Raw genomic sequence first — 22,612 nt, forward strand, 5'->3', positions numbered from 1 at the left:
TGAGACGACCGGTCATTTAAAGCATATTGAATTGCATTGCCTGCCGTAATCCTAACCACCCAGCGCCTGAGCGCGTTTTAATGAAGAAGGAATCAACATGAGCCACACCAAAGAAGCCCGCACCGAAGACAGCCTGTTCCAGCCCGCCCGCATCGGCGACATCGAGCTGGCCAACCGGATCGTCATGGCGCCGCTGACCCGCAACCGCGCCGGCGAGGGCAATGTACCGAACGAACTGAACCTGAAGTACTACGCCCAGCGCGCCTCGGCCGGCCTGATCGTGACCGAGGCGACCCAGGTGTCTGCCCAGGCACAAGGCTATGCCAACACGCCCGGCCTGCATACGCCGGAACAAGTCGCCGCCTGGAAGAAAATCACCGACGCCGTGCATGAAAAAGGCGGCCGCATCGTGGTGCAGATCTGGCACACCGGGCGCATGTCGCACGTGTCGTTCCAGCCGGACGGCAAGGCGCCGGTAGCGCCATCGGCTATCCGCGCCGACGCCAAGACCTTTGTGGTCGGCGAAGGCTTCGTCGACACCTCGGTGCCGCGCGAACTGACCTTGGCCGAAATCCCGGGCGTGGTGGACGACTTCCGCCAGACCGCAAGACGTGCCCTGGAAGCCGGCTTCGACGGTATTGAAATCCACGGCGCCCACGGCTATCTGCTGGACAGCTTCCTGCGCGACGGCTCCAACCACCGCACCGACAACTACGGCGGCAGCATCGAAAACCGCGCCCGCCTGCTGCTGGAAGTGGTCGCCGCCACCACCGCCGAAATCGGCGGCGGCCGCGTAGGCGTGCGGCTGTCGCCAGTATCGCCCGTCAACGACTCCAGCGAAAGCCAGCCGCAGCCGCTGTTCAACTATGTAGTGGAACAGCTGAACAAATTCGGCCTGGCCTACCTGCACGTAGTGGAAGGCCACACCGGCGGCCCGCGCGACAACGCCCCGTTCGACTACGAAGCGCTGCACCAGCGCTTCGACGGCGCCTGGCTGGTCAACAACGGCTATGACCGCATGATGGCGCGCGAAGCCATCGCCAGCGGCCACGGCGACCTGGTAGCCTTCGGCCGCGCCTTCATCACCAACCCCGACCTGGTGCAGCGCCTGCAGCACAACCTGCCCCTCAACGTCCCCTTCAGCGACGCCCCGCTCTACGGCGGCACAGGTGAGCACGGCTACACCGACTACCCGGCGCTGACCGAAGCATAAGCCGAAGCAAAGCCTTCTCCAATCCCGCTTGCGCACCACCACTTTACGGCAAGCGGGATTTTTTTCGCCTGGAGATTTGCGAAGCCCGCGAAAATTGCGAGCCATGGGTTTTGACGTTGACGTTGTTTTTGGGGTTGTTTTTGACGTTGGGTTGCTTTTGAAGTTGGTTTTGAATTCCGCATGGAGACGTTGCCAAATCCGGCGCGTGTCAGCCGGGAATTGTGAGGGGCATGTTTGAGCCGAAGGCGAGTTTTGCCCCTCACCCGGCTGGCGCGCGCCGGATTTGGGGACCCGACCGAAGGGAGGGCAACGGCTTTGCGGTCGCCTTCTTTTTGGTTACTTTTTCTTGGCGAAGCAAGAAAAAGTGACTGGTTGCCGGGCCACCCCCGGCAAGCATCCACGGAGTAGCAAATGTTTTAGTAACCCGCAGACCGTTCTTAGCATGCCACCGCACTCACTCCGTAACCCGGTAACTGGGGTCAGAGTAATTTTCGCAAAAAGCCGCGAAAAAAAACTCTGACCCCAGTTACCTCTTTCTTTTGGCAAGGCCGCGTAGGCAAGCAAAAGAAAGTGAGCGGCTGCCGGGCCGCTCCCGGCTTGTATCCACGGAGTAGCTACGATGTTAACAACCCGTGGACCGTTCTTAGTGCGCCAAGACATGTACTCCGTAGAACGTCAAATGGGGTCAGAGTAATTTACGACGATAAAACTGTCGTAAAAAAACTCTGACCCCATTTGACTGCGCGACCTGAATCTGGACCGCAAACCCTGCGCCAGAATTGACTATTGCGACGCCGGCTTCTCGCTGCCATAGGTGATCGCCAGGTACTCCCCGATTTGCTTAACCTGGTCGTCGCTCAACGGCGCGCCATACGCGTGCTGCATCTTGGCCACCTCCGCCGTCCACTGCGTCAGCGTCATCTTTCCAGGCTGCTGATTGATATAGTCAGCAGAATGGCAAATCGCACACATCTGCGTCGCAATCACATAGCCCGGATGGGTAGAAGGCCGCAACTGCGCCGTCTCCTGCGGCAAGGCAATCGTCACCGGCGCAGCCGACGCCCCAAGCACCACGCCAAGCAAAACCCCGCCCACCGTCGAATTCAGATATTTCATGGCCATCCCCTAAGCGACATTGATCTTGGTGGTTTCAATCACATTGCGCGCATAGCCCGCCGGATTCCAGGTAGCCTCCAGCGGCTGCACCTCGCCGCCGTTAGAGGTCGCCCTCACCATCAGCGGCAACTCCCCTTTGTGCAACGGCGTCATGCCAAAGCGCCATTCGCGGAAAGAATACTTGCCCAGATCCTTGCCCAGCACCGCACTCTTCCAGCTCTGCCCGCCATCGACCGAAATATCCACTGCCCTGATCCCCGTGCCGCCATCAAAGGCAATCCCCTTCAATTCCAGCCGCCGCCCCGCATGCACCACCGAACCGTCATGCAGGCTGGTGATGAACGAACGCGTCTTCAAACGCGCAATCGGCCGCGTCTTGGCCGCAGCCGTCCCCGGCTCCACGCACATGCAATCGTTATCCGGCACCCGGTACGCCGTCTTCATGAAAAAGCCGTCGAAGACATGGTCCAGCACCTCGATCTGGTTCAGGTGCTTGACCCAGTAAGTGCCGAAATACCCCGGCACGATCAGTTTGAGCGGATAACCGTTCAGGAAGGGAATATCCGTTCCATTCATCGACCAGGCGATGATCGGTTCGCCGCTCAGCGCATGGTCGATATCGAGCGCCTTGATGAAATCCGGCGTAGTCGGCAGCACCGGCTCGTCGAGGCCGTTGAAGCTGACCTGGCGCGCATCGCCCAGCACGCCCGCATGTTCCAGCACCGCCTTCAAGGGCACGCCGACCCAGCGCGCATTGCCCATGGAACCATTGCCCAGCTGGGCGCCGAACACCCGCGGCGTCGAAAACGCGCGGCTGTTGCCGGAACACTGGTTGACCGCCACCACCTCCACCGCCGGCGCCAGCGCCTTCAGTTCAGCCAGCGACAAGGACAGCTCGCGCGTCACGCGGCCAGCGATCTTCAGCCGGTAGCTGTCGGCGTCGATGGAGGTCGGTATATTGGCCAGGTGATAGCGCACGAAAAACGCATCGTTGGCGGTGATCGGCCCTTCATTGAAAACGCTGAACGGCGTTTCCAGGTGCGGCGGGCGCGTGGTGATGCGCATCAGCGGCCGCTTTTGCGGATAAGCGACCAGCTCGCGCTCGCCGTTGTCCACCGGGATGCTGGCGGTCGCCGCCGCAAAACTCTGCATGGGCGCCAGCGCCAGCGAGGTGGCGGCGAATCCGGCCTGTTGCAAAAACCTGCGGCGTGCGTTGCCGCCTTGATTGAATTCCATGCTGGCCTCCTGCCATGTCAATATTGTTGTAATGGTCCGGGCCGATTTCCGCCTCAATAACGAGCGACCGCTCGCCCGGCAAGCATCATCGGTTAATCGCTTAACATGAGCGGAACTTTAGTACGATAATGGCAAGCGGTAAAGCGAATTGCAAAGCTAATATCTACCTGCCGGACAGGTAGATCGCAGACAACTGATTTCTGGAGAAAACGCATGTCCTCATCACACGCCAGCTTCCACTGGGACGACCCGCTGTTGCTGGAGCAGCAGCTCAGCAGCGAGGAGCGCATGGTGCGCGACAGCGCCGCCGCCTACGCACAGGACAAACTGGCGCCGCGCGTGCTGCTGTCCTTCCGCAATGAGCGCACCGACATCGAAATCTTCCGCGAGATGGGTGCGCTCGGCCTGCTCGGCGCGACCATTCCCGAAGAATACGGCGGCGCCGGCCTCAACTACGTCAGCTACGGCCTGATCGCGCGTGAAATCGAACGCATCGATTCCGGCTACCGCTCCATGATGAGCGTGCAAAGCTCGCTGGTGATGCTGCCGATCTTCGAATTCGGCAACCTGGCCACCAGGCAGAAATACCTGCCCAAGCTGGCCAGCGGCGAATTCATCGGCTGCTTCGGCCTGACCGAGCCGGACCATGGCTCCGACCCCGGCAGCATGGTCACGCGCGCGCGCAAGGTCGACGGCGGCTACGCGCTGAGCGGCAGCAAGATGTGGATCACCAACAGCCCGATCGCTGACGTCTTCGTGGTCTGGGCCAAGGACGACGAGGGCGCGATCCGCGGCTTCGTCCTGGAGAAAGGCTGGCCGGGCCTGTCGACGCCGGCGATCCACGGCAAGGTCGGCCTGCGCACTTCGATCACCGGCGAGATCGTCATGGACCAGGTGTTCTGCCCGGAAGAAAACGCCTTCCCCGACGTCCGTGGCCTGAAGGGTCCGTTCACCTGCCTCAATTCGGCGCGTTTCGGGATTGCCTGGGGCGCGCTCGGCGCCGCCGAATTCTGCTGGCATGCGGCGCGCAGCTACACCATGGAGCGCAAGCAGTTCGGCCGGCCGCTGGCCGCCAACCAGCTGGTGCAGCTCAAGCTGGTCAACATGCAGACCGAGATCACCATGGCGCTGCAAGGCTGTTTGCGGCTGGGCCGCATGAAGGAAGAAGGCAGCGCCTCGGTGGAAATCACTTCCATCATGAAGCGCAATTCCTGCGGCAAGGCACTGGATATTGCCCGCATGGCGCGCGACATGCTGGGCGGCAACGGCATTTCCGACGAGTTTGGCGTGATCCGCCATCTGGTGAACCTGGAAGTGGTGAATACCTATGAGGGCACGCATGACGTCCATGCCCTGATCCTAGGCCGGGCCCAGACCGGGATCGCGGCCTTCGCCAACTAGAACGAGTGCGGCTGAGACAACGCCGCACACCTGCAGCACCAGCCGGCGGCCGGTCGAATGCGCGCCCCGGCATCGCTGGCGTTGATCGGCCGCGCCAATCCCAATCTATCGCCAATCCCCCCCTTTCCTCCATCAGCGGCAAGAATTTGTATAAATAATTGCTCGCTTCGTGTCCCCTTTTTCCATCTCGCCGGGCATAACAGATAAGACTCCATGCACGAGAGTCGTGTCGTTGCAGCTGCTGTCCAGGATGAAATCCGTCCGTTCAATCCCATACCAATAACGATCCGCTGCAACCGGCAGCGTGTCATAGAGGAGCTCAAACCATGAACAACCCTATCAGGAATTTGTGCAAGGGCGCGCACGCCCTGTCGCTCGTCCTTGGCGTAGCGGCGCCGATGGCCGCCTCTGCAGCCGAACCGTCTCCCGCGCCAAATAAAACTCCCCAAACTACTGCCGGCGATAGCGCCGCTCGCCAGGGTGCGCGCCCGGGGGACGGCGTGGCGATGAAAGCTGAAGCGATGCCGCCGCTGGTCGCTGTAAAGGCCGCCGACGGCACTATTGTAGTGCAGCACTCGGCCGAGATCTCGGCGCCTCAGAAGAAAGCAGAGGTGCGCTGATGAAACGCCTTATTCATTGCGCAGGAATACTGGCCTTGCTGTACGGCATACAGGCAGCACAATCCGCCGAACTGGTCCTGGTCAACCAGGATCCCGCCGGAGCCGGCCTGAATGACCTCACCGCCGCCGCGCCGGTGGGCGGCAATCCCGGCGCAACCCTGGGCGAGCAGCGCCGCCTGGTCTATCAATTCGCGCTCAATATGTATGGCGCGCTGCTGAACAGCGCGGTGCCGATCAGGGTCCAGGCCTCCTTCAAATCGCTGGGCAAAAACTCGGCCGGCAATGACATCCTAGGCCAGGCCTACGCGATCTATACCTTTCGGGATTTCGCCAACGCCCCGCTCCCCAACACCTGGTACAGCAAGGCGCTCGCCAATTCACTGCGCGGCGTGGACAACAATCCGCAATCGGACGATATCCATTCCGAATTCACCACCGACATCGATGTCGGCGGCGCGGCCAAGGGCTGGTACTACGGCCTGGATGGACGCACGCCAAAAGGCCAAACCAATTTCCTCGACGTCGTCACCCACGAAATCGGGCACGGCCTGGGTTTTGCCGGCAACAGCGCTACCGACCGCACAGCCGCCGATCCCAGCAATATCTACAATCGCTTTGTCCGCAGCGCCGGCGGCGCCGATTGGAATGCGATGAGCAACGCCGAGCGGGCCGCGGCCCGGATCGGCGACCATCTGGTATGGACCGGCCCGCAGGTTACCGCCGAGGTGCCGATCAAGCTAAAACCAGAACCGGCCTTTCAGATCACGGCGCCGGCAGCGGCGGCCGGCTACAGCGCATTCGTCATCGCCGATTTCGGTTCGCCGGCGACTGCCGCCGCCTTCACCGGCGCTGTGGTGCAGGCTGTCTACACGGATGCTGGCAATGTCGTGCATACCGACGGCTGCCAGCCCTTCACCAACGCCGCCGCACTGACGCAGCGGATAGCGCTGATTGATCGCGGCTCATGCAATTTTTCGCAAAAAGTCCTGTATGCCCAGCAGGCCGGCGCAGTGGCGGCGATCATCGCCGACAACGGCGGCTCGACTGTCGGCCTGATGGGCACCGGCAATGGTTCGGACCAGGTCACCATCCCTTCGATACTGGTGCCGCAGGCGTTCGGCAAGCAGCTCCGCGCCAACCTGCAAGGCCTGGCGGCCGGCGGCATCGGTCCCTATGCGGACCGCCGCCTGGCCGGCGTGCTTGCGGATGGCGCGGATCCTGCCGGCGCAGCGATCCGGCGCGCCAAGATCAATGCTCCGCCAGGGTTCCTGCCGGGATCGACGTTCTCGCATTTCGACCAGAATCTCTTGCCGACGCCGCTGATGGCGCCGAGCGCCAGTTCCACCGTGATCGCCCAGGCCGACCTCGACCTGACGCCCGCACTGTTCATGGATATCGGCTGGGGCGTCAACCGCGGCAACCTGAGCCTGCTGGACTGCAATACCAGCGTGCCGGTCTCCTCTCCGGGCGGCCTGATCCCCGGCGCCAACGCGGTGACCAATCTCAAACTGTGCGCCAAGACCTCAGCCACGGTCGGCGATTACCGCGACTGCACCGGCCGCTACATCCAGTCGCGGCTGGAGGCCAAGCTGTTCAAGCCGGCGCAGGCGCAGAGCCTGAAGATGTGCCTGGTCGGCAGCAAGGCTGATGCGCAATATGCGGCATGGCATTGAACTGCTTCTGTCCATTACTTCTGTTCATTACCTTACCTTAGGGAATTTCGATGAAGAATAGCCGCACAAGAGATGGCGTATCCGGTTTTTCGCTGTTGCAAATGAGCCTGTGCATCGCCGCACTGGGCTGGCTGCCGGCCGACGCCGGCGCCCAGGCTGCACCTTCCTACTTTGATGCCAACGGCTTGAAGGACGGCAGCGACAACGCCAAGGCCGCAGGCGTCGACGCGGTAGCCGCCGGCAATACCAGCGTCGCCTCGGGCGCACTGGCGACGGCCTTGGGCAGCGGCACCCAGGCCGTTGACCAGAACACCACTGCGGTAGGCGCCTATGCCGCGGCCGTCAAAGCCAATGCCTCGGCTGTCGGCGCCAACAGTTTTGCCGGCGAGGCCGGCAGCACCGCAGTCGGCGCGAATGCCAATGCCTTCAGCGTCAACGCCACGGTGGTGGGCGAATCGGCGCTGGTCAATGGCAAGAACAGCACCGCACTGGGGCGGCTGAGCCGCGCCAGCACCGACAACAGCGTGGCGCTGGGCGCCAACTCGGTGGCTGACCGCGCCAACACCGTATCCGTCGGCAGCGTGCAAAGCGTGACCGACAGCGACGGCAACGTCACGGCGCCGTTCCAGCGCCAGATCATCAATGTCGCCGCGGGCACGCAGGACAACGACGCCACCAACCTTGCCCAATACCGCGGCCTGGTGACGGCGCTGGGCGGCAATGCCTCGGTCAACGCAGCCGGCGCGCTGACGGCGCCTTCCTATGTGATCCAGGGCGTCAGCTCTGCCAAGGTCGGCGATGCATTCTCAGCCGTGGATATCTGGATGACCGGCATGCGCTCCTCGCTCACCAGCCTGGATACGCGTGTGGTCGGCATCGATGCCCGCGCCGCCAAGCTGGAACAGACCGCAGTGACCGCCACCAGCGCCACCACCGCCAGCGCCAGCAACTCGGCCCAGTACGGCAATGGCGGCACCGCGCTGGTGCTGAACGCCAACAACGGCGCCGGCACCGTCATCAACAATGTGGCTGCCGGCGTTGCCGCCACCGATGCCGCCAATGTGGGGCAGCTGACGGAGATGCAAAAGGCCCTGGTCTCGCTGTTCAACAGCGGCGCCTGCAAGATCGGCGCCGGCGGCAGCGTCGCTTGCGGCAACGGCGTCTCGGCCAAGGGCGCGAACGCCATCGCCCAGGGCACCAACGCCAGCGCCAATGGCGACAACACGGTGGCATTGGGCGCCGGCGCCACGGCCAGCTTCAACGGCTCGGTGGCGATAGGCGCCGGCGCGCAAGCGATTGCCGACCCGGCCACGGCCATCGGCAACAATGCGATCGCCAGCGGCAATAACTCAGTAGCCGTGGGCGCCAATGCGGTGGCCTCGGCCTCCAACTCGGTGGCGCTGGGACAAGGTTCGGTGGCGACGCGCGCCAATACCGTATCGGTCGGCTATGCCGGCGGCGAACGGCAGATCGCCAATGTCGCTCCCGGCACGGCTGGCACCGACGCCGTCAACCTGAACCAGATGCAGGCATCGGCACAGGATACGCTGAACCAAAGCAAGAGCTACGCAGCCCGCGCCACCGCCCAGGCGATGGCGATCCCGCACGTGTACATCGCGCGCGGCGACAGCAGCGGCGTGGCGCTGGGCACCGCCAGCTACGGCGGCTACGGCGCGCTCGGCATCGCTTTCGCTTCCAGCATTTCCCAGCATACCCAGCTGGCTTTTGGCGCCAGCGCCGCCAACGGCGGTCAGGTGGCGATCCAGGGCAGCGGCAGCTTCTCCTGGTAGCTGCAATAAAAAATGGAAGCCATCGGCAACTGGCTTCCATTCTTCTTCCCGTACGATACCTCCCTGCGTTCAGAAAGCGATGCGTCCCTGCAGGTACACCGTGCGCGGTGCGCCCACCAGCTTGCCGATATTCGAATCGGTGGTGCGGGTGAAATACCGCTTGTCGGCGAGGTTGTTGACGCCGGCCAGCAGTTCGGCGCCCTTCAGGCCCGGCACCTTCCAGCTGGCTTGCGCATTCCAGGTGCGGAAACCGGGAATCTCGCCGTTGCCGCCGTTCGCGCTTTCGGCGATGGTGTTGGCGTTGTCGGCAAACTGCCGGCTTTGATGCGTGCTCGACATATCGAAACCCCAGGCGCCGACGGTGTAACGGGCGCCGATGGTGTCGGTATTGCGCGAGTAGAACGGCACATCGAGGCCAGCAGTCGGGCCGGATTTCTGCAGCGCGCGGGTGTAGGTGTAGTTGGCGTAGAGATTCAGGCCGGCCAGCGCGCCGGCCTTGTCGAAGGCATAGTCGATCGCCGTCTCGATGCCGTCATGGCGGGTGGCGCCGATATTCTGGAACACCGCCGGCGAACTGCCTGCCACCTGCTGGATCTGGTTGTCGAAACGGATGTCGAAAGCGGTGATCTCAGCCGACAGCTGGCGGCTCTTCCAGCGCGCGCCGATTTCGGCGGTCTTGGCCACTTCAGGCACCAGCGGGTTGCCGGCGATCGCCGCATTGAGCTGGGTATTCTGGACCGGACCGAACGAAGTGCTGTAATTGCTGAACAGCGTCAGGTTCTGGCTCAGCAGATAGGCTACGCTGAGCGACGGCAAGGCCTTGTTGTTAGCTACCGGGAATACCGGACCGTTGAGGACATCGGTGCGGGTCGAACGGATATGCTCGTAGCGGATGCCAGGCGTAATGCGCCAGTCTCCCAGTGCGATCTTGTCGTCGATATAGACCGCATGGGCGCCGGTGAAATTATCGAAAGAGCTCGATGGCGGCGCTGCGATGCCGGTCGCCAGCGCGCTGTTGTACACCAGGTCATTGCCGGTTTCGCGGATATAGCGGTAACCGACTGTCACATCGTTGACGCTGCCGCCGAGATTGAAGCGCTGCGTATAGCGCGGCTCGATTCCCAGCGTCTGGTAAGTGCGCGGCTGATGGCCGAGGACTTTGCCGCTGATCAGCGTGCTCTGGCGGAAACTCTCGTTGTAATAAGTGCGGATCTCGAATTCCTGGGTATCGGAAATCGTATTCAGGTAGCCGACGTCGGCGCCCTTGCGGGTGCCGCTCCAGAAGTCGGTGGGCCGGGTATTCTGGAACGGATTGGCAGCGTATTGCGCAGCGCTCAGGCCGCCCGGCGTCTGCGAGCGCACGTCGTAATAGGACAGCTTGCCGTAGATCTCTGAACCCGAGGTCAGCTGGTAGCGGTATTTCAAGGCAAAATCGTTGACCGTTTCGCCGCTGTCGGCGCGCCAGCCGGAGCCGTCGACGCCGGAATACAGTACCGCCAGGCCGAGGCCGTTATCGAGCTGGCTGCCGACGAAGGCGCTGTACTGGCGGTTGGCGCCGCCAGCCTCGGTGGCGTTATTGGTGCGCACGCTGGCGTCGCCGTTGAAGCCCGGCTCGGTCGGAATCGAGCGGGTCTTGAAATTGATGATGCCGCCGACATTCTGCGGACCGAAACGGACCGAGCCGGCGCCGCGTACGACGTCGATCGCCTCGATGTTGTTGAGGCTGACCGGGGCAAACGACAGCTGCGGCTGGCCATACGGCGCGACCGCCAGCGGAATGCCGTCGAGCAGCACGGTGGAACGCGGCGAGAAGCGCCCCGCCAGGCCGCGCACGCCGATATTCAGCGAAACCGAGCTGCCGGCGGAACTGGAATTGTCGCTCACCTGTACGCCAGGAATGCGGCGCATGACGTCGCCGATGCTGGCGGCGCCGGAATTTTCGATATCTTCTTTCTTGACCACCGTGCGCGCGCCGGGATAGCGCTTGACGCTGTTTTGCAGGCCGGTGCCGAGCCAGTCGCCGCTGACCTGGATCGACTCCAGCGCATGCTCTTCGGCCGCAGCGCTGGAGTCAACCTGCTGCGCATGCAACGTCGCCGGCAAGGCCAGCACTGCCAGCGCCAGGGCGACGGCAGCGGAGCACTTCAAGCGCGGGGTGTTCAGAGTCTGGGGAAGTTCGAGGACAGCCATGCGGTTTATTCTCCTGATACGCGTCATGTTTGCACTGGCTGTTCTATTGCTACGCGACGTGGTCGGAAACGGAAGATACTGGCTGGCGGTGAGTTTGCAAAGGTCGAAACAATAATGATTCTCATTATATGTGTCAATGCAAACCCTGGAAATGTTGTTTTTCAGTTTCGCTGCCGCGGCTCATTACCAGACGGCATCGACAATACGGCTGCATTGCAAATAGCTGCCGCAACCCCTATGATCTGAACGTATCGGAACGGCATGCATCCATCTGCGCGACCTAAGGAAACTTCATCCAGGGGGAAACGGAAATGAAAACCATATTGGCGCTAGCCGCAGTGCTGCTGATGAACGCAGCCCCTTCTTTCGCCGCCGAGCCGCAAGCAGAAATCATCAAGCAAGCCGAAACCGCAGCCAAGGCATGGATCGCGCTGACCGATGCCGGCAAATACGGCGAGAGCTGGGAACGCGCCGGCACGTTTTTCAAGACGGGCATTTCCAAGAGCACCTGGGAAACCGGCGTGCGCTCGTTGCGGGCGCCGCTTGGCAGCGTCAAGGCGCGCGAACTCAAAAGCACAGAATATGCGACTACCCTGCCCGGCGCGCCTGACGGCGAATACGTGGTGATCCAGTACGAGACCCAGTTCGAAAACAAAAAAGCTGCGCTCGAAACGATCACGCCCATGCGTGAAAAGGATGGCAGCTGGAAAGTCTCAGGCTATTTCATCCGCTGATGGCGAAAGTAAACGCAGGCGAAAAAACAGGGAGTGGGAAAAGGAGTATAAAAGCAGGGATATCGGCAGCAGTACAGGCGCGGGCTGGGGCTGATGCAACCCCAGGATCCGAAAGCCACCTTGTGAGGGCCTCGAAATCTCTAAAAACAGGGCGCCTTGTGGGCAAATCTGGACATAACCAGAAATCTTCAACTCCGCCGGCGGCGCAAAACTGGCAGCACATCGGCCGGAGCAATCATTGAACCGCGGTTCAATCAAAAAATCCATGTGACAAACGTCGATTGCTGTGGTGCACAACAACATTTTCAGTGCACACAGTGTTACAAGAATGGAATATCATGTCCACTCACAAATTTGTATGTGCCATAGCTGTTTGTTATAGCGGTTGCTGCCGCTGTCTCCGACGGTTTTTGTTGCAGCGCTTATTGCCTGACGAAGCCTTAGCAGCTCCATGCACACACGAGACCGCACTCTTGCATTGACACCACATCATGATTCGTTTCCGCCAAATCGAAGCTTTCCGTTCACTGATGATCTCCGGCACCAGCGTCTCCGCTGCCCGCCGCATGCACGTCACCCAGCCGGCCATCAGCCGCCTGATCGCCGACCTTGAAGCCGATCTCGGCTTCCGCCTGTTCAACCGCGCCAAGGGCAGGCTTGAGCCGACCAACGCCGGGGTGCGCTTCTACAAGGCGGTGGAGGAAAACTTCCTGGGCCTGGAGCGGCTGATGCAAGTGGCCGGCAACATCCGCCATGAAGCGCCGGAAGGCTTGACCGTCGCCTGCCTGCCGGTGCTGTCCACCACCCTGCTGCCGGAAGTACTGCAACGCTTCTTCAAGCAGCATCCGGATGTCTCGGTCAAGATCGACAGCTGCACCGTGCCGGAAATCCTGGTCAGCCTGCAGGATCTCAAGGTCGACATGGCGCTCAGCCTGGCGTTCCCGCCGTTCGCCGGCATCGAGGTCGAACCGATCATGGAAGCGACCGTGCTGTGCGCGATGCTGGCCACCCATCCGCTGGCGCAAAAGGAGATCGTCTTGCCGGAAGACCTGGACGGCGAAAACGTCATCGGCTGGATGCCCAACAGCGCGCAATCCTACGACCGCGAGCTGTCGACCCTGAATTCGGCGGCGATCCGCCCCAACTACACGATCCAGACGCACACCTCGCATACCCGCTATGCGATGGTGGCCAACGGTTTCGGCGTCGCCATCGTGGAACCGTTCGCGGCCAAGATCTGGCGCCCGCACGGCGTCGTCACGCGGCCGTTCAAGGCCGACATCACCTACAAGTATGTGCTGGCCTACCCGAGCGGCGGCATCCGCTCGGAGCTTGCCCACGATCTGCGCGAAGCCGCGCTGCACGTGGCAAAAAACTACTCCTTCGGCCTGTAAAAAAGGAAACCGCATGTACACGCCTGCCAGACTGATCCGGCATTTAAGCGCTTATCTTGCAGAACTGGAGCAGCTCATTACGGCCGGCGCCGGCGGTTTGCCGGCCGAGGCGCTCAACATCAAGCATTACCTGGAGACGCTGCACGCCCTGCCCGCGCAGCAGCGCCTGACTGCCGCACATATCCGGCACGGCCTGGCGCTGGAAGTCCATCCGGAAGGCGGCTTCTACCGCGAATTCATCCGCAACCAGGCGTACACCGTGATTTTCTATCTGCTGCCGGAGCAGGCGATTTCCAGCTGGCACAGCCTGCAAGACACCGAAGAGAGATTCAAGCTGATTTCGGGCGACGCGCTGGTCATTCCCAAAATCGGAAGCGACGGCAGCTGGAAACCGGCGGAAACGGTGACTGACGACAACGACGTCGTCATCGAAAAAAATGCCGCCGGATTCGGCGACTGGTTCGGCGCCTATCCGAGCGGAGAATATGGACTGGTTACCTGCGAATGCAGAGGACCGTTTGAATTCGCCAAATTCAAGATCGCCGGCCAGGAAGAGTTAAGCGCGTTCCGGCGCAACAACCCGGAACACGCTCAGCTCATCGACCGGCTCGCTCCCAAGGACGGCTAAGAACATACGCCCGACTGAGAGGCGCGATCCGCTCAAGTCTGCGGCAAGACAATGGTCGCCACCAGGCCGCCGTCGGGGTGGTTGCGCAATAGCAGTTCGCCGCCATGCGCCTGCACGATATTGCGTGCAATCCCCAGCCCCAGTCCCATGCCGCCGGCATTCTGGTCGCGCCCGTGCTCCAGCCGGGTGTAGGGATCGAACAGGCTGAGCAAGGCTTCTTCCGGCACGCCGGGGCCATGGTCGCGGATCTGGATCTGGATATTGGCGCCGGACTCATTGATCAGGCTGGCCACCGAGATTTCCACCTTGTGGCCGTAATGCAGGGCATTGTCGAACAGGTTGCCGATGGCGCGCTTGAGCGCCAGCGGCTTGGCCATCACTGTCAGCCCGGTTTCGCTGAACGCCACCTCGTGCCCCGCCATGCGGGCGTCGCGGATCATGCGCAAGATCAGGGCGTCAAGCCGTACCTCGGTGCGGTTTTCATGGATATCGCTATCCTTGACCGACTGCAAGGCGCCTTTGACCATCATGTCGAGCTCGTCCAGGTCCTCGTGAAATTCGCCGCGCAGCTCTTCGTCGTCCAGCAGTTCGGTGCGCAGTTTCAAGCGGGTGATCGGAGTCCGCAAATCGTGCGAAATCGAGACGAACAGCCGTTCGCGGTCGTCCAGGTAGCGCTTGATGCGCTCGCGCATGGCGCGGAAGGCGCGCGCTGTCTTGATGAATTCGCGGCTGCCGGTTTCCGGCAGTTCCGGCGGCGCCTCGCCCTTGCCGAAGGCGTCGGCAGCGTCCGACAGCGCCGCCAGCGGGCGCGTGGTCCAGCGCACCACCAGGATCGACAGCAGCAGCACGGTCGCCAGCGACACGCCTTGCAGCAGCAGGCGTCCGGCCGACAGCGGGTTATCGCTGTCGAGGAAATACGGATTGGGCATCAGGGCTGCCAGATACAGCCAGGTGCCAGGCTCCAGTTCCGTCTGGATCACCAGCACCGGCGCCGGATTGGGCTTGATCAGCAAGGTATGCTGGACCCAGCTGTCCGGCAAGTCCGCCACCTTCAGGCCGTCGGTCGACACCGTCAGGTCCTCGGGCCAGGCAAACGCCAGGCGGAAGCCGGGCAGGAAAGGCAGGTCGGTTTTCAGGGTCGCGCCGATCTCGCCCAGCGCCATGTCGGCCAGCGGATTGTCGGCGATCTTGCGGATGGTGACCGGACCGTCGTTGGCGTTGACGAAGAAGCGCGTGCCGCCCATTTCGCGCAGCTGCTGGATCAGGATAGGCCGGTAATTGGCCGGCAGGCTCATGAAGAAGCGGATGGCGCTGGCGGCGCTGTGGGCCAGGTGCTGGGAAGCGGTCCTGGTCTCGACTTCGGCCTTGCTGCGCAGCTGCGCCGACCAGATCAGGCCGCCGGCCAGCTGCGTCACCAGCACGCCGAACACCATCACCACCGACAGCCGGCCCAGCAGCGTATGCGGCAGCAGCCATGACAGCAGCCGGTTGTAGCCGGCCGACCAGGTCGCTCGCGACATGGCTTCAGCTATGCGCGGCCGCCACGTCGGCCGAGAACACATAGCCGACGCCGCGCACGGTCTTGATCAGGTGCGGGTCCTTGCCGCCGTCGTTGAGGCGCAGGCGCAATTTGCTGATCTGCACATCCAGCGAACGGTCCAGCGGGCCGACATCGCGGCCGCGGGTTTCCTCGCACAAGACGCCGCGGTCGAGCACATCGCCCGGATGCTCGACAAAATACTTCAGCAACTGGTAATCGAGGCCGGTCAGCGCCACCAGCTGGCCTTCCGGGTCGCTCAGGGTGCGCTCCACCGTATCGAGGGTGAAGCCGACGAAACGGTAGTAGCGCGGCGCCACCGCGCTGTCGATGCCGCTGCGGCGGTGGATGGCCTTGATGCGCGCCAGCAGCTCGCGCGGGCTGTAGGGCTTGGCGATATAGTCGTCGGCGCCCAGCTCCAGGCCGACCACGCGATCGGTCTCGTCGGAGCTGGCGGTGAGCATGATGATCGGCACGTTCGACTTGCGCCGGACCGTCTTGCACAGGGCGAAGCCGTCGGTATCCGGCAGCATCACATCCAGGATCACCAGCGACAGTTCTTCCGCGTAGCGCTGGAACTCGGCCAGGAAGGCTTCGCCGTTATGCGCCAGGCGCACTTCGTACTGGTTCTTTTCCAGGTAGGCTTTCAGCAGCGTCCGGGTCTTCTGGTCATCGTCGACTATGAGTATCTTGCGCATTATTCCAACTTTCCTGTTTTCGTCACGGTCCGCGCAATGCTGGCGAGCTTGCGCTGGACATCGCTCTCGGACATCTTGTCGTCGATGAAGTAACGATGCACTTCGGCGACGATGGCGTCCTTGGCGGTTTCGTCGGCGGCCATGCGGTGCACCAGGCTCGGCGCCTGGTAGGCGCTGCCCTTGCTGAACGCGGCCCATGAGGCGCGCGCGCAGCTGTCCATCTTCGACAGATCCGGCGCACGCCACACCGGGATCGCGCCCTTGACCTGATTGTATGCGGTTTGCACCGGCGGCGACATGATGATCTGCGCCAGCTTTTCCTGCGCCGGCTGGTGCGAATAGTCGCCGGCGAACATGGCCAGGGTATCGACACTATACAGATGGTAGTCGGCGGTGCCGGGCACTGTGCTGCAGGCAAAGTCCCGGTCGGTGTTCAGCCCCCAGGCCAGCAGCTCGCCCTTGGCCCAGTCGCCCATCACGAACATGGCGGCCTCGCCGCTGGCCAGCTGGCGCGTCATCTCGGGCCAGGGCCTCTCCTTGAGCGGCGCCGGCATCCATTCCTTGAGCGCGCGCAAGCGTTTGAGCGCATGGGTCATGCGCTGGTCGCCAAAGGCCAGCGGATTGAGATCGACGAACAGCGAGCGGTAATAAGCCGGGCCGCTTTCCGCCAGCACCAGCGTTTCGAACAAGGTGGCGACCTGCCAAGCTTCGCTGCTTTGCGCCAGCGGCGTGATGCCGGCTTGCCTGAGCTTGTCGGCGGCGCGGCTGAAGTCGGCCCAGGTCTTGGGCGGCGCCAGGTTCAGGCGATCGAAGATCTTCTTGTTATAGAACAGGTTGTTGATGCGATGAATTCCCAGGGGCGCGGCCACCACATGGCCGCGGTTGAGCACCAGCGACCAGACGGTAGGGAACAGCAGCTTTTGCCAGTTGCCGGGCGTGGCGACATCGTCCAGCTCCAGCAGCAAGCCGAGATCGGCCCACTCGCCGAACACGATGCCGTTGAGCTGGGTCGCTTCCGGCGCTTTACCGGCCAGCACCATGCTCTTCAGCACCTTGCTGGCGCCGAGGCCGGCGCCGCCGGGAACGGCGGCGTCGCGCCACTGGATGTTTTCTTCCGCCAGCTTGCCGGCAAGGACATCGACCGCCTTGCGCTCGCCGGCCGAGGTCCACCAGTGCAGCACCTGCAAGGAAGCCGGCGGCTGGCCGGCGTTGACGGCAGGCGCCAGGCCGGCTGCGCCTGCCGCGCCGATCGCACAGTTCAGCAGAAAGCCAAGCCCCAGCAGCGCCAACCAGCTGCGATATGCTGTCAGCCACCTTCCCCTGTCATCCTTGCATCTCCCCCAGAGCCGTTCAAGGAGTCGTTTATCAATCATGTGTGCCTTGTTGATATTTTTTATGAACACTACCTGGTCTCCCCACAACGCGTGTGACTATAGCGCAACTCCTGCACGCAACGTTAGCGCTCTTCTCGTTTTGTAAAGAAACGTAAGTTTTCGTAAAGTTATCTTTTCAATCAGCATCGCATTAGCGCAAGTATTCTGGATAATTGCCGTATGGGAGCATAAAATTTCATTGGCCATACTGTAAAGATATGTAATCGCCAAAAGCTGCCAACTTCGCCTTTCATCAATAAAATCAATAGCTTATGAAAATCATGCGGCCGATCGATGTGAAAGATGGCGGCACAATTTTTATGGTGCTAATGTCTGTTCGCGGCGGTTTGCTCTGCATGGAGAGCCGCAAAATCCAATCCGATAAAAATCCAAGAGGAGACTTAGATGCAAACGGTCAACCGAATTCGCACTATCCGCAACGCCGTACTGATCGCCCTGGCGGCCTGCGGCACGGCACAAGCCGGCACGCTGACCATCGAAAGCTGGCGCGTCGACGACAAGACCCTGTGGGAAACCGTGCTGATCCCGGCTTTCCAGAAAAAAAATCCGGGCATCGAAGTCAAATTTGCACCTACCGCGCCAACCGAATACGATTCCAGCCTCTCCGCGCGGCTGGCCGGCGGCACTGCCGGCGACCTGATCGCCTGCCGTCCGTTCGACGTCTCGCTGTCCCTGTACAAGAAGGGCAACCTGGAAAAGCTGGACGGCAAGCCAGGCATGGAACACTTCCCTGCTTCCGCCAAAACCGCGTGGCAGAGCGATGACGGCAAAGACACTTTCTGCATGCCGATCGCTTCCGTGATCCACGGCTTCCTGTACAACCAGAAGATCTTCAAAGACCTGAACCTGCAACCGCCCAAGACCGAAGCTGAATTCTTCAAGGTGCTCGACACCATCAAGAGCAACGGCAAATACGCGCCGCTGGCGCTGGGCACCAACGACCAGTGGGAATCCAGCCAGATCATCTTCACCGGCGTGGGTCCTAACTACTGGAAGGGCGAAGAAGGCCGCAAGGCGCTGATCGCCGGCAAGGAAAAATTCACCGATCCTAACTTCGTCAACGCTTTTGAATACGAAGCCAAGCTCGGCAAGTACCTGTCCAAGGGCGCCAGCTCGCAAACCTATGGCGACAGCCAGAACCAGTTCGCCCTGGGCAAGGCAGCGATCTATCCTGCCGGTTCCTGGGATATCGCCTATTTCAACGACAACTCCAAGATCTCGATGGGCGCCTTCCCGCCGCCGGTGCCCAAGGCAGGCGACAAGTGCTACATCTCGGATCACAACGATATCGGCATGGGCGTCAACAAAAAGTCCAAGAACAAGGAAGATGCTTACAAGTTCCTGGCCTGGCTCGGCTCGCAAGAGTTTGCCGACATCTACACCAACAAGGTCACCGGCTTCTTCTCGCTGTCGGATCACCTGATCTCGGTCAAGGATCCGGTCGCCAAGCAGATGATCGACTGGCGCAAGTCCTGCTCCTCGACCATCCGCCTGAATGCGCAGATCCTGAACCGCGGCGAACCGAGCATGGAAAACCAGCTGTGGAACGTCAATGCGCAAGTGCTGAACGGCAAGCTGGCGCCTAAGGAAGCTGCAGCGCAGATACAGACCGGTTTTGCCAAATGGTACAAGCCGCAGCAATAAGCCTTTATTGCATGAATGCTATCGTCTGGCAATGGATGGGATTAAGATAGCCCCCATCCTTTGCCGACAAGCCAGCTAGCGTAGCGCTTCGCCAGAAACACTACTCAAGAAGTACTACACTAGCATCCAAGGCTTGCCAGCAGCGGTTACAGCCCGCTAAGGTCAGGCCCGTGAAGAACGGCATCCGCACAACAATAAGCCGCCATCACGTCCGTATTTCAGAGTTCGCTCTGCGGGCAGGAGTCGTCTTCACGTTCTCCCCCGTGAGATTGCTGCGCCTGCGGGTGAACTTGCATTCAAAGAAAACCAGAATGAATCTTCAAAAAAAGACCTTCCCCTGGCACATCGTGGTGTTCCTGGCGCCAGCGGTCATCATCTATTCCATGTTCAGCGCCCTGCCTTTGCTGGACACCCTGCGCCTCGGTTTCTATACCAGCAACGATGCCGGCGTCCACAGCTTCGTCGGCCTCGCCAATTACCATACCATCCTGTTCGATTCGGACTGGTCCAAGGCGTTCTGGAACGCCATGCTGAACAACCTGAAATTCTTCGCCATCCACATGCTGCTGCAGAATCCGATCGGCTTGCTGCTGGCCACCTTGTTCAGCCTCAAGGGGCTGCGCGGCGCGCGCACCTACCGTACCCTGATTTTCCTGCCTACGCTGCTGTCGGTGGTGATCATCGGCTTTATCTGGCAGCTGATCCTGTCGCCCTTGTGGGGCGTCGGCGAGGGCTTGATGCAGCACATCGGCCTGGACGACTACTTTGCGCCATGGCTGGGCCAGGAAAGCAGCGCCCTGCTGACGCTCGGCCTGATCTCGGTCTGGCAATACGTCGGCATCCCCATGATGCTGATCTATGCGGCGCTGCTGGCGGTGCCGGAAGAAGTGCTGGAAGCCGCCTACGCGGAAGGCGCCAGCGCGTTCCGCATCTTCTGGCAAATCAAGCTGCCGCTGATCCTGCCGACCCTGGGCCTGGTGACGATCCTGACCTTCGTCGCCAATTTCAATGCCTTCGACCTGATCTATTCGGTCAAGGGCGCGCTGGCCGGACCGAACTACAGCACCGACATCCTGGGCACTTTCTTCTACCGTACCTTCTTCGGCTACCAGGCGCAGATCGGCAGCCCGACCATGGGCGCGGCGGTCGCCACCTTGATGTTCCTGGTGATCCTGCTCGGCGTCGCCGGCTATTTCTATCTTGTGCAGCGCAAGCTGACACGCTACGAACTGTAACGAGGACTTATCATGACATCCATCTCCTCGCTCTCTTCCGCCGCATCCGCGACGCCGGCGCCTGCGCCAGTCGTCGCCCGCAGCCGCTTCGCCAACCTCGGCCGCATCTGGGTCCACCTGGTGCTGTGCGCCTACGCCGTGATCGCGCTGTTCCCGATCGCCCTGATCCTGATCAATTCGATCAAGTCGCGCGACGCCATCTTCGACAACCCGCTGGCGTTTCCGACGCCGGACTCGTTCTCGCTGATCGGCTTTGAAAAGGTGCTGCACAACACCAACTTCATGCTCTACTTCGGCAACAGCCTGGTAGTCACGCTCGGCTCCCTAGCCCTCATCGTGCTGTTCGGCGCCATGGCCGGCTGGGCGCTGTCGGAGTACAAGTTCCGCGGCAACCGCTTGATGGCGCTGTACCTGGCGCTCGGCATCATGATCCCGATCCGGCTCGGCACCGTCTCCATCCTGCAGCTGGTGGTCAGCCTCGACCTGATCAACACCCGGACCGCGCTGATCCTGGTCTACACCGCGCAGGGCTTGCCGCTGGCGGTGATGATCTTGTCTGAATTCATCCGCCAGATCCCCAAGGAACTGAAGGATGCGGCGCGCTGCGACGGCGTCGGCGAATTCAAGATCTTCTTCCAGATCATCCTGCCGCTGATCCGCCCGGCCATCGCTACGGTAGCGGTGTTCACCATGATCCCGGCCTGGAACGATCTCTGGTTCCCCCTGATCCTGGCGCCTTCGGATGAAACCAAGACCGTCACGCTCGGCGTGCAGCAATTCATCGGCCAGTACGTGACCGACTGGAATTCGGTGCTGGCGGCGCTCTCGCTAGCGGTGATCCCGATCCTGATCATGTACGTCATCTTCTCCCGGCAACTGATACGCGGCCTGACTTCCGGCGCGGTCAAGTAATAGACAAAGCAGAAAACGAGACCTCCTATGGCAAACGTAAGCGTTAAGCAAATCACTAAATCGTACGACGGCAAGCAGAACGTGCTGGCCGACCTCAACCTGGAAATCAAGGACGGCGAATTCGTCGTGCTGGTCGGCCCTTCCGGCTGCGGCAAGTCGACCCTGCTGCGCATGCTGTGCGGCCTGGAATCGATCACCAGCGGCGAACTGTCTATCGGCGACCGCGTGGTCAACCACCTGCCGCCGGCCGAACGCGGCATCGCCATGGTGTTCCAGAGCTACGCCCTGTATCCGCATATGACGGTGTACAAGAACATGGCGTTCGGCCTGAAGATCGCCGGCGCCGACAAGGCCGCCATCGACCAGCGCATCCGCCACGCCGCCGGCATCCTCAAGATCGACCATCTGCTGGAGCGCCTGCCGCGCGAGCTCTCGGGCGGCCAGCGCCAGCGCGTCGCCATCGGCCGCGCCATCGTGCGCAAGCCGAAACTGTTCCTGTTCGACGAGCCGCTGTCCAACCTGGATGCCGCCCTGCGGGTGCAGACCCGGCTGGAAATCGCCAAGCTGCACAAGCAGCTCGAAGCCACCATTGTCTACGTCACCCATGACCAGGTCGAGGCCATGACCCTGGGCGACAAGATCGTGGTGATGAACGACGGCTTCATCCAGCAGGCCGGCTCGCCGCTGGAGCTGTACCAGCGTCCGAAAAACCTGTTTGTCGCGACCTTTATCGGCTCACCGAAGATGAACCTGTTCACCGGCACGGTCAGCGCGGTGGCAGCCGACTGTTTGCACATCAAGCTCGGCAACGGCCAGGAAATCCGCGCCGACGTCGCCGCCGGCACAGCCAAGGCCGGCGATGCGGTCACGGTTGGCCTGCGCCCTGAACATATCCTGGAAAACGCGCATAGTGGAGAAGTATTCAACGGCAAGGTCAGCATCGTCGAACACCTGGGCGAAGCGAATTTCATCTATGTCACCCTGCAGGACGGCCAGGACCTGCTGGTGCGCGGCGACGGCAACAATCCGGTGCATATCGGCGACAGCGTCACCTTGTCGGCGCCGAGCAGCGCCTTCCACGTGTTCGACGCCCAGGGCCTCGCCCTGGAAAGACTGAAGCCGGGAAATATGATTTCATCCAAACAATAGAAATGGATGAATAAATGGATACACTATGCGCCTTCAAAAAGGCGTGGG

Annotated in this window: 18 protein-coding genes; 12 read left to right on the forward strand and 6 right to left on the reverse strand. The window is 61.6% G+C overall.

Going from position 1 to position 22,612, the window contains the following annotated elements:
- The first annotated feature begins 97 nt into the window (after window positions 1-97).
- Window positions 98-1,213 carry an alkene reductase gene (locus tag KHU30_RS06455; RefSeq protein WP_211441743.1) on the forward strand — a complete coding sequence of 372 codons (1,116 nt, stop codon included), beginning with the start codon at window positions 98-100 and terminating at the stop codon, window positions 1,211-1,213.
- A 783-nt stretch (window positions 1,214-1,996) separates the two neighbouring features.
- Here KHU30_RS06455 and sorB read toward each other — a convergent pair.
- Both sorB and sorA read right to left on the reverse strand, forming a co-directional pair.
- Window positions 1,997-2,329 (reverse strand): SorB family sulfite dehydrogenase c-type cytochrome subunit, encoded by a 333-nt coding sequence (sorB, locus tag KHU30_RS06460; protein WP_211441744.1) that lies wholly within the window; start codon window positions 2,327-2,329, stop codon window positions 1,997-1,999.
- A 9-nt stretch (window positions 2,330-2,338) separates the two neighbouring features.
- Window positions 2,339-3,565, reverse strand: coding sequence for a SorA family sulfite dehydrogenase catalytic subunit (gene sorA, locus KHU30_RS06465; RefSeq protein ID WP_211441745.1), 1,227 nt, complete (start codon window positions 3,563-3,565; stop codon window positions 2,339-2,341).
- Window positions 3,566-3,778: 213 nt separating this feature from the next.
- Between sorA and KHU30_RS06470 the strand changes: the two genes are divergently transcribed.
- The 4 genes from KHU30_RS06470 to KHU30_RS06485 all read left to right on the forward strand — a co-directional run bounded on the left by KHU30_RS06470 (window position 3,779) and on the right by KHU30_RS06485 (window position 9,049).
- On the forward strand, window positions 3,779-4,966 hold the full coding sequence (locus tag KHU30_RS06470; protein WP_211441746.1) for an acyl-CoA dehydrogenase: 1,188 nt from the start codon (window positions 3,779-3,781) through the stop codon (window positions 4,964-4,966).
- A gap of 326 nt (window positions 4,967-5,292) precedes the next feature.
- Window positions 5,293-5,586: a hypothetical protein gene (locus tag KHU30_RS06475; RefSeq protein ID WP_211441747.1), complete on the forward strand. Its 294-nt coding sequence runs from the start codon at window positions 5,293-5,295 to the stop codon at window positions 5,584-5,586.
- Window positions 5,586-7,259, forward strand: coding sequence for a PA domain-containing protein (locus tag KHU30_RS06480; protein ID WP_211441748.1), 1,674 nt, complete (start codon window positions 5,586-5,588; stop codon window positions 7,257-7,259). The genes KHU30_RS06475 and KHU30_RS06480 overlap by 1 nt, the downstream gene beginning before the upstream one ends.
- Window positions 7,260-7,309: 50 nt before the next feature.
- A complete protein-coding gene (locus KHU30_RS06485) occupies window positions 7,310-9,049 on the forward strand; it encodes a YadA family autotransporter adhesin (protein WP_211441749.1) in 1,740 nt (579 codons plus the stop codon).
- Window positions 9,050-9,118: 69 nt separating this feature from the next.
- On the opposite strand, the gene KHU30_RS06490 is transcribed toward KHU30_RS06485, so the two are convergent.
- A complete protein-coding gene (locus KHU30_RS06490) occupies window positions 9,119-11,239 on the reverse strand; it encodes a TonB-dependent receptor family protein (RefSeq protein ID WP_211441750.1) in 2,121 nt (706 codons plus the stop codon).
- Window positions 11,240-11,550: 311 nt separating this feature from the next.
- On the opposite strand from KHU30_RS06490, the gene KHU30_RS06495 reads away from it, so the two are divergent.
- From KHU30_RS06495 to KHU30_RS06505, 3 genes are all read left to right on the forward strand, one after another.
- Entirely contained in the window at window positions 11,551-11,973 is a 423-nt protein-coding gene (locus KHU30_RS06495; protein ID WP_211441751.1) for a DUF4019 domain-containing protein, read from the forward strand.
- 491 nt (window positions 11,974-12,464) lie between these two features.
- On the forward strand, window positions 12,465-13,367 hold the full coding sequence (locus KHU30_RS06500; protein WP_211441752.1) for a LysR substrate-binding domain-containing protein: 903 nt from the start codon (window positions 12,465-12,467) through the stop codon (window positions 13,365-13,367).
- 13 nt (window positions 13,368-13,380) lie between these two features.
- Window positions 13,381-13,995, forward strand: a complete 615-nt coding sequence (locus KHU30_RS06505; protein WP_211441753.1) for a cupin domain-containing protein — start codon at window positions 13,381-13,383, stop codon at window positions 13,993-13,995.
- 32 nt (window positions 13,996-14,027) lie between these two features.
- Here KHU30_RS06505 and KHU30_RS06510 read toward each other — a convergent pair whose 3' ends face one another.
- Genes KHU30_RS06510 through KHU30_RS06520 form a run of 3 tightly spaced genes read right to left on the reverse strand, consistent with a single transcriptional unit; the run spans window position 14,028 to window position 17,603 of the window.
- Complete coding sequence (locus KHU30_RS06510; RefSeq protein WP_211441754.1) at window positions 14,028-15,515, reverse strand: ATP-binding protein; 1,488 nt, start codon at window positions 15,513-15,515, stop codon at window positions 14,028-14,030.
- A 4-nt stretch (window positions 15,516-15,519) separates the two neighbouring features.
- The gene (locus KHU30_RS06515) at window positions 15,520-16,233 is read right to left on the reverse strand and encodes a response regulator transcription factor (RefSeq protein WP_329956562.1); all 714 of its coding nucleotides are present in this window, start codon (window positions 16,231-16,233) and stop codon (window positions 15,520-15,522) included.
- Window positions 16,230-17,603: an ABC transporter substrate-binding protein gene (locus KHU30_RS06520; protein WP_230427201.1), complete on the reverse strand. Its 1,374-nt coding sequence runs from the start codon at window positions 17,601-17,603 to the stop codon at window positions 16,230-16,232. Before KHU30_RS06520 ends, KHU30_RS06515 begins: the two co-directional genes overlap by 4 nt.
- 405 nt (window positions 17,604-18,008) lie before the next feature.
- On the opposite strand from KHU30_RS06520, the gene KHU30_RS06525 reads away from it, so the two are divergent.
- The 4 genes from KHU30_RS06525 to KHU30_RS06540 all read left to right on the forward strand — a co-directional run bounded on the left by KHU30_RS06525 (window position 18,009) and on the right by KHU30_RS06540 (window position 22,564).
- Window positions 18,009-19,268, forward strand: a complete 1,260-nt coding sequence (locus KHU30_RS06525) for an ABC transporter substrate-binding protein (RefSeq protein WP_211441756.1) — start codon at window positions 18,009-18,011, stop codon at window positions 19,266-19,268.
- 311 nt (window positions 19,269-19,579) lie between these two features.
- On the forward strand, window positions 19,580-20,503 hold the full coding sequence (locus KHU30_RS06530) for a carbohydrate ABC transporter permease (protein WP_211441757.1): 924 nt from the start codon (window positions 19,580-19,582) through the stop codon (window positions 20,501-20,503).
- A 12-nt stretch (window positions 20,504-20,515) separates the two neighbouring features.
- Window positions 20,516-21,415, forward strand: a complete 900-nt coding sequence (locus KHU30_RS06535) for a carbohydrate ABC transporter permease (RefSeq protein ID WP_211441758.1) — start codon at window positions 20,516-20,518, stop codon at window positions 21,413-21,415.
- A 27-nt stretch (window positions 21,416-21,442) separates the two neighbouring features.
- On the forward strand, window positions 21,443-22,564 hold the full coding sequence (locus KHU30_RS06540; RefSeq protein WP_211441759.1) for an ABC transporter ATP-binding protein: 1,122 nt from the start codon (window positions 21,443-21,445) through the stop codon (window positions 22,562-22,564).
- The last annotated feature ends 48 nt before the right edge of the window (window positions 22,565-22,612 follow it).

It is taken from the genome of Collimonas humicola (assembly GCF_018304945.1).
GTDB classification, from domain to species: domain Bacteria; phylum Pseudomonadota; class Gammaproteobacteria; order Burkholderiales; family Burkholderiaceae_D; genus Collimonas; species Collimonas humicola.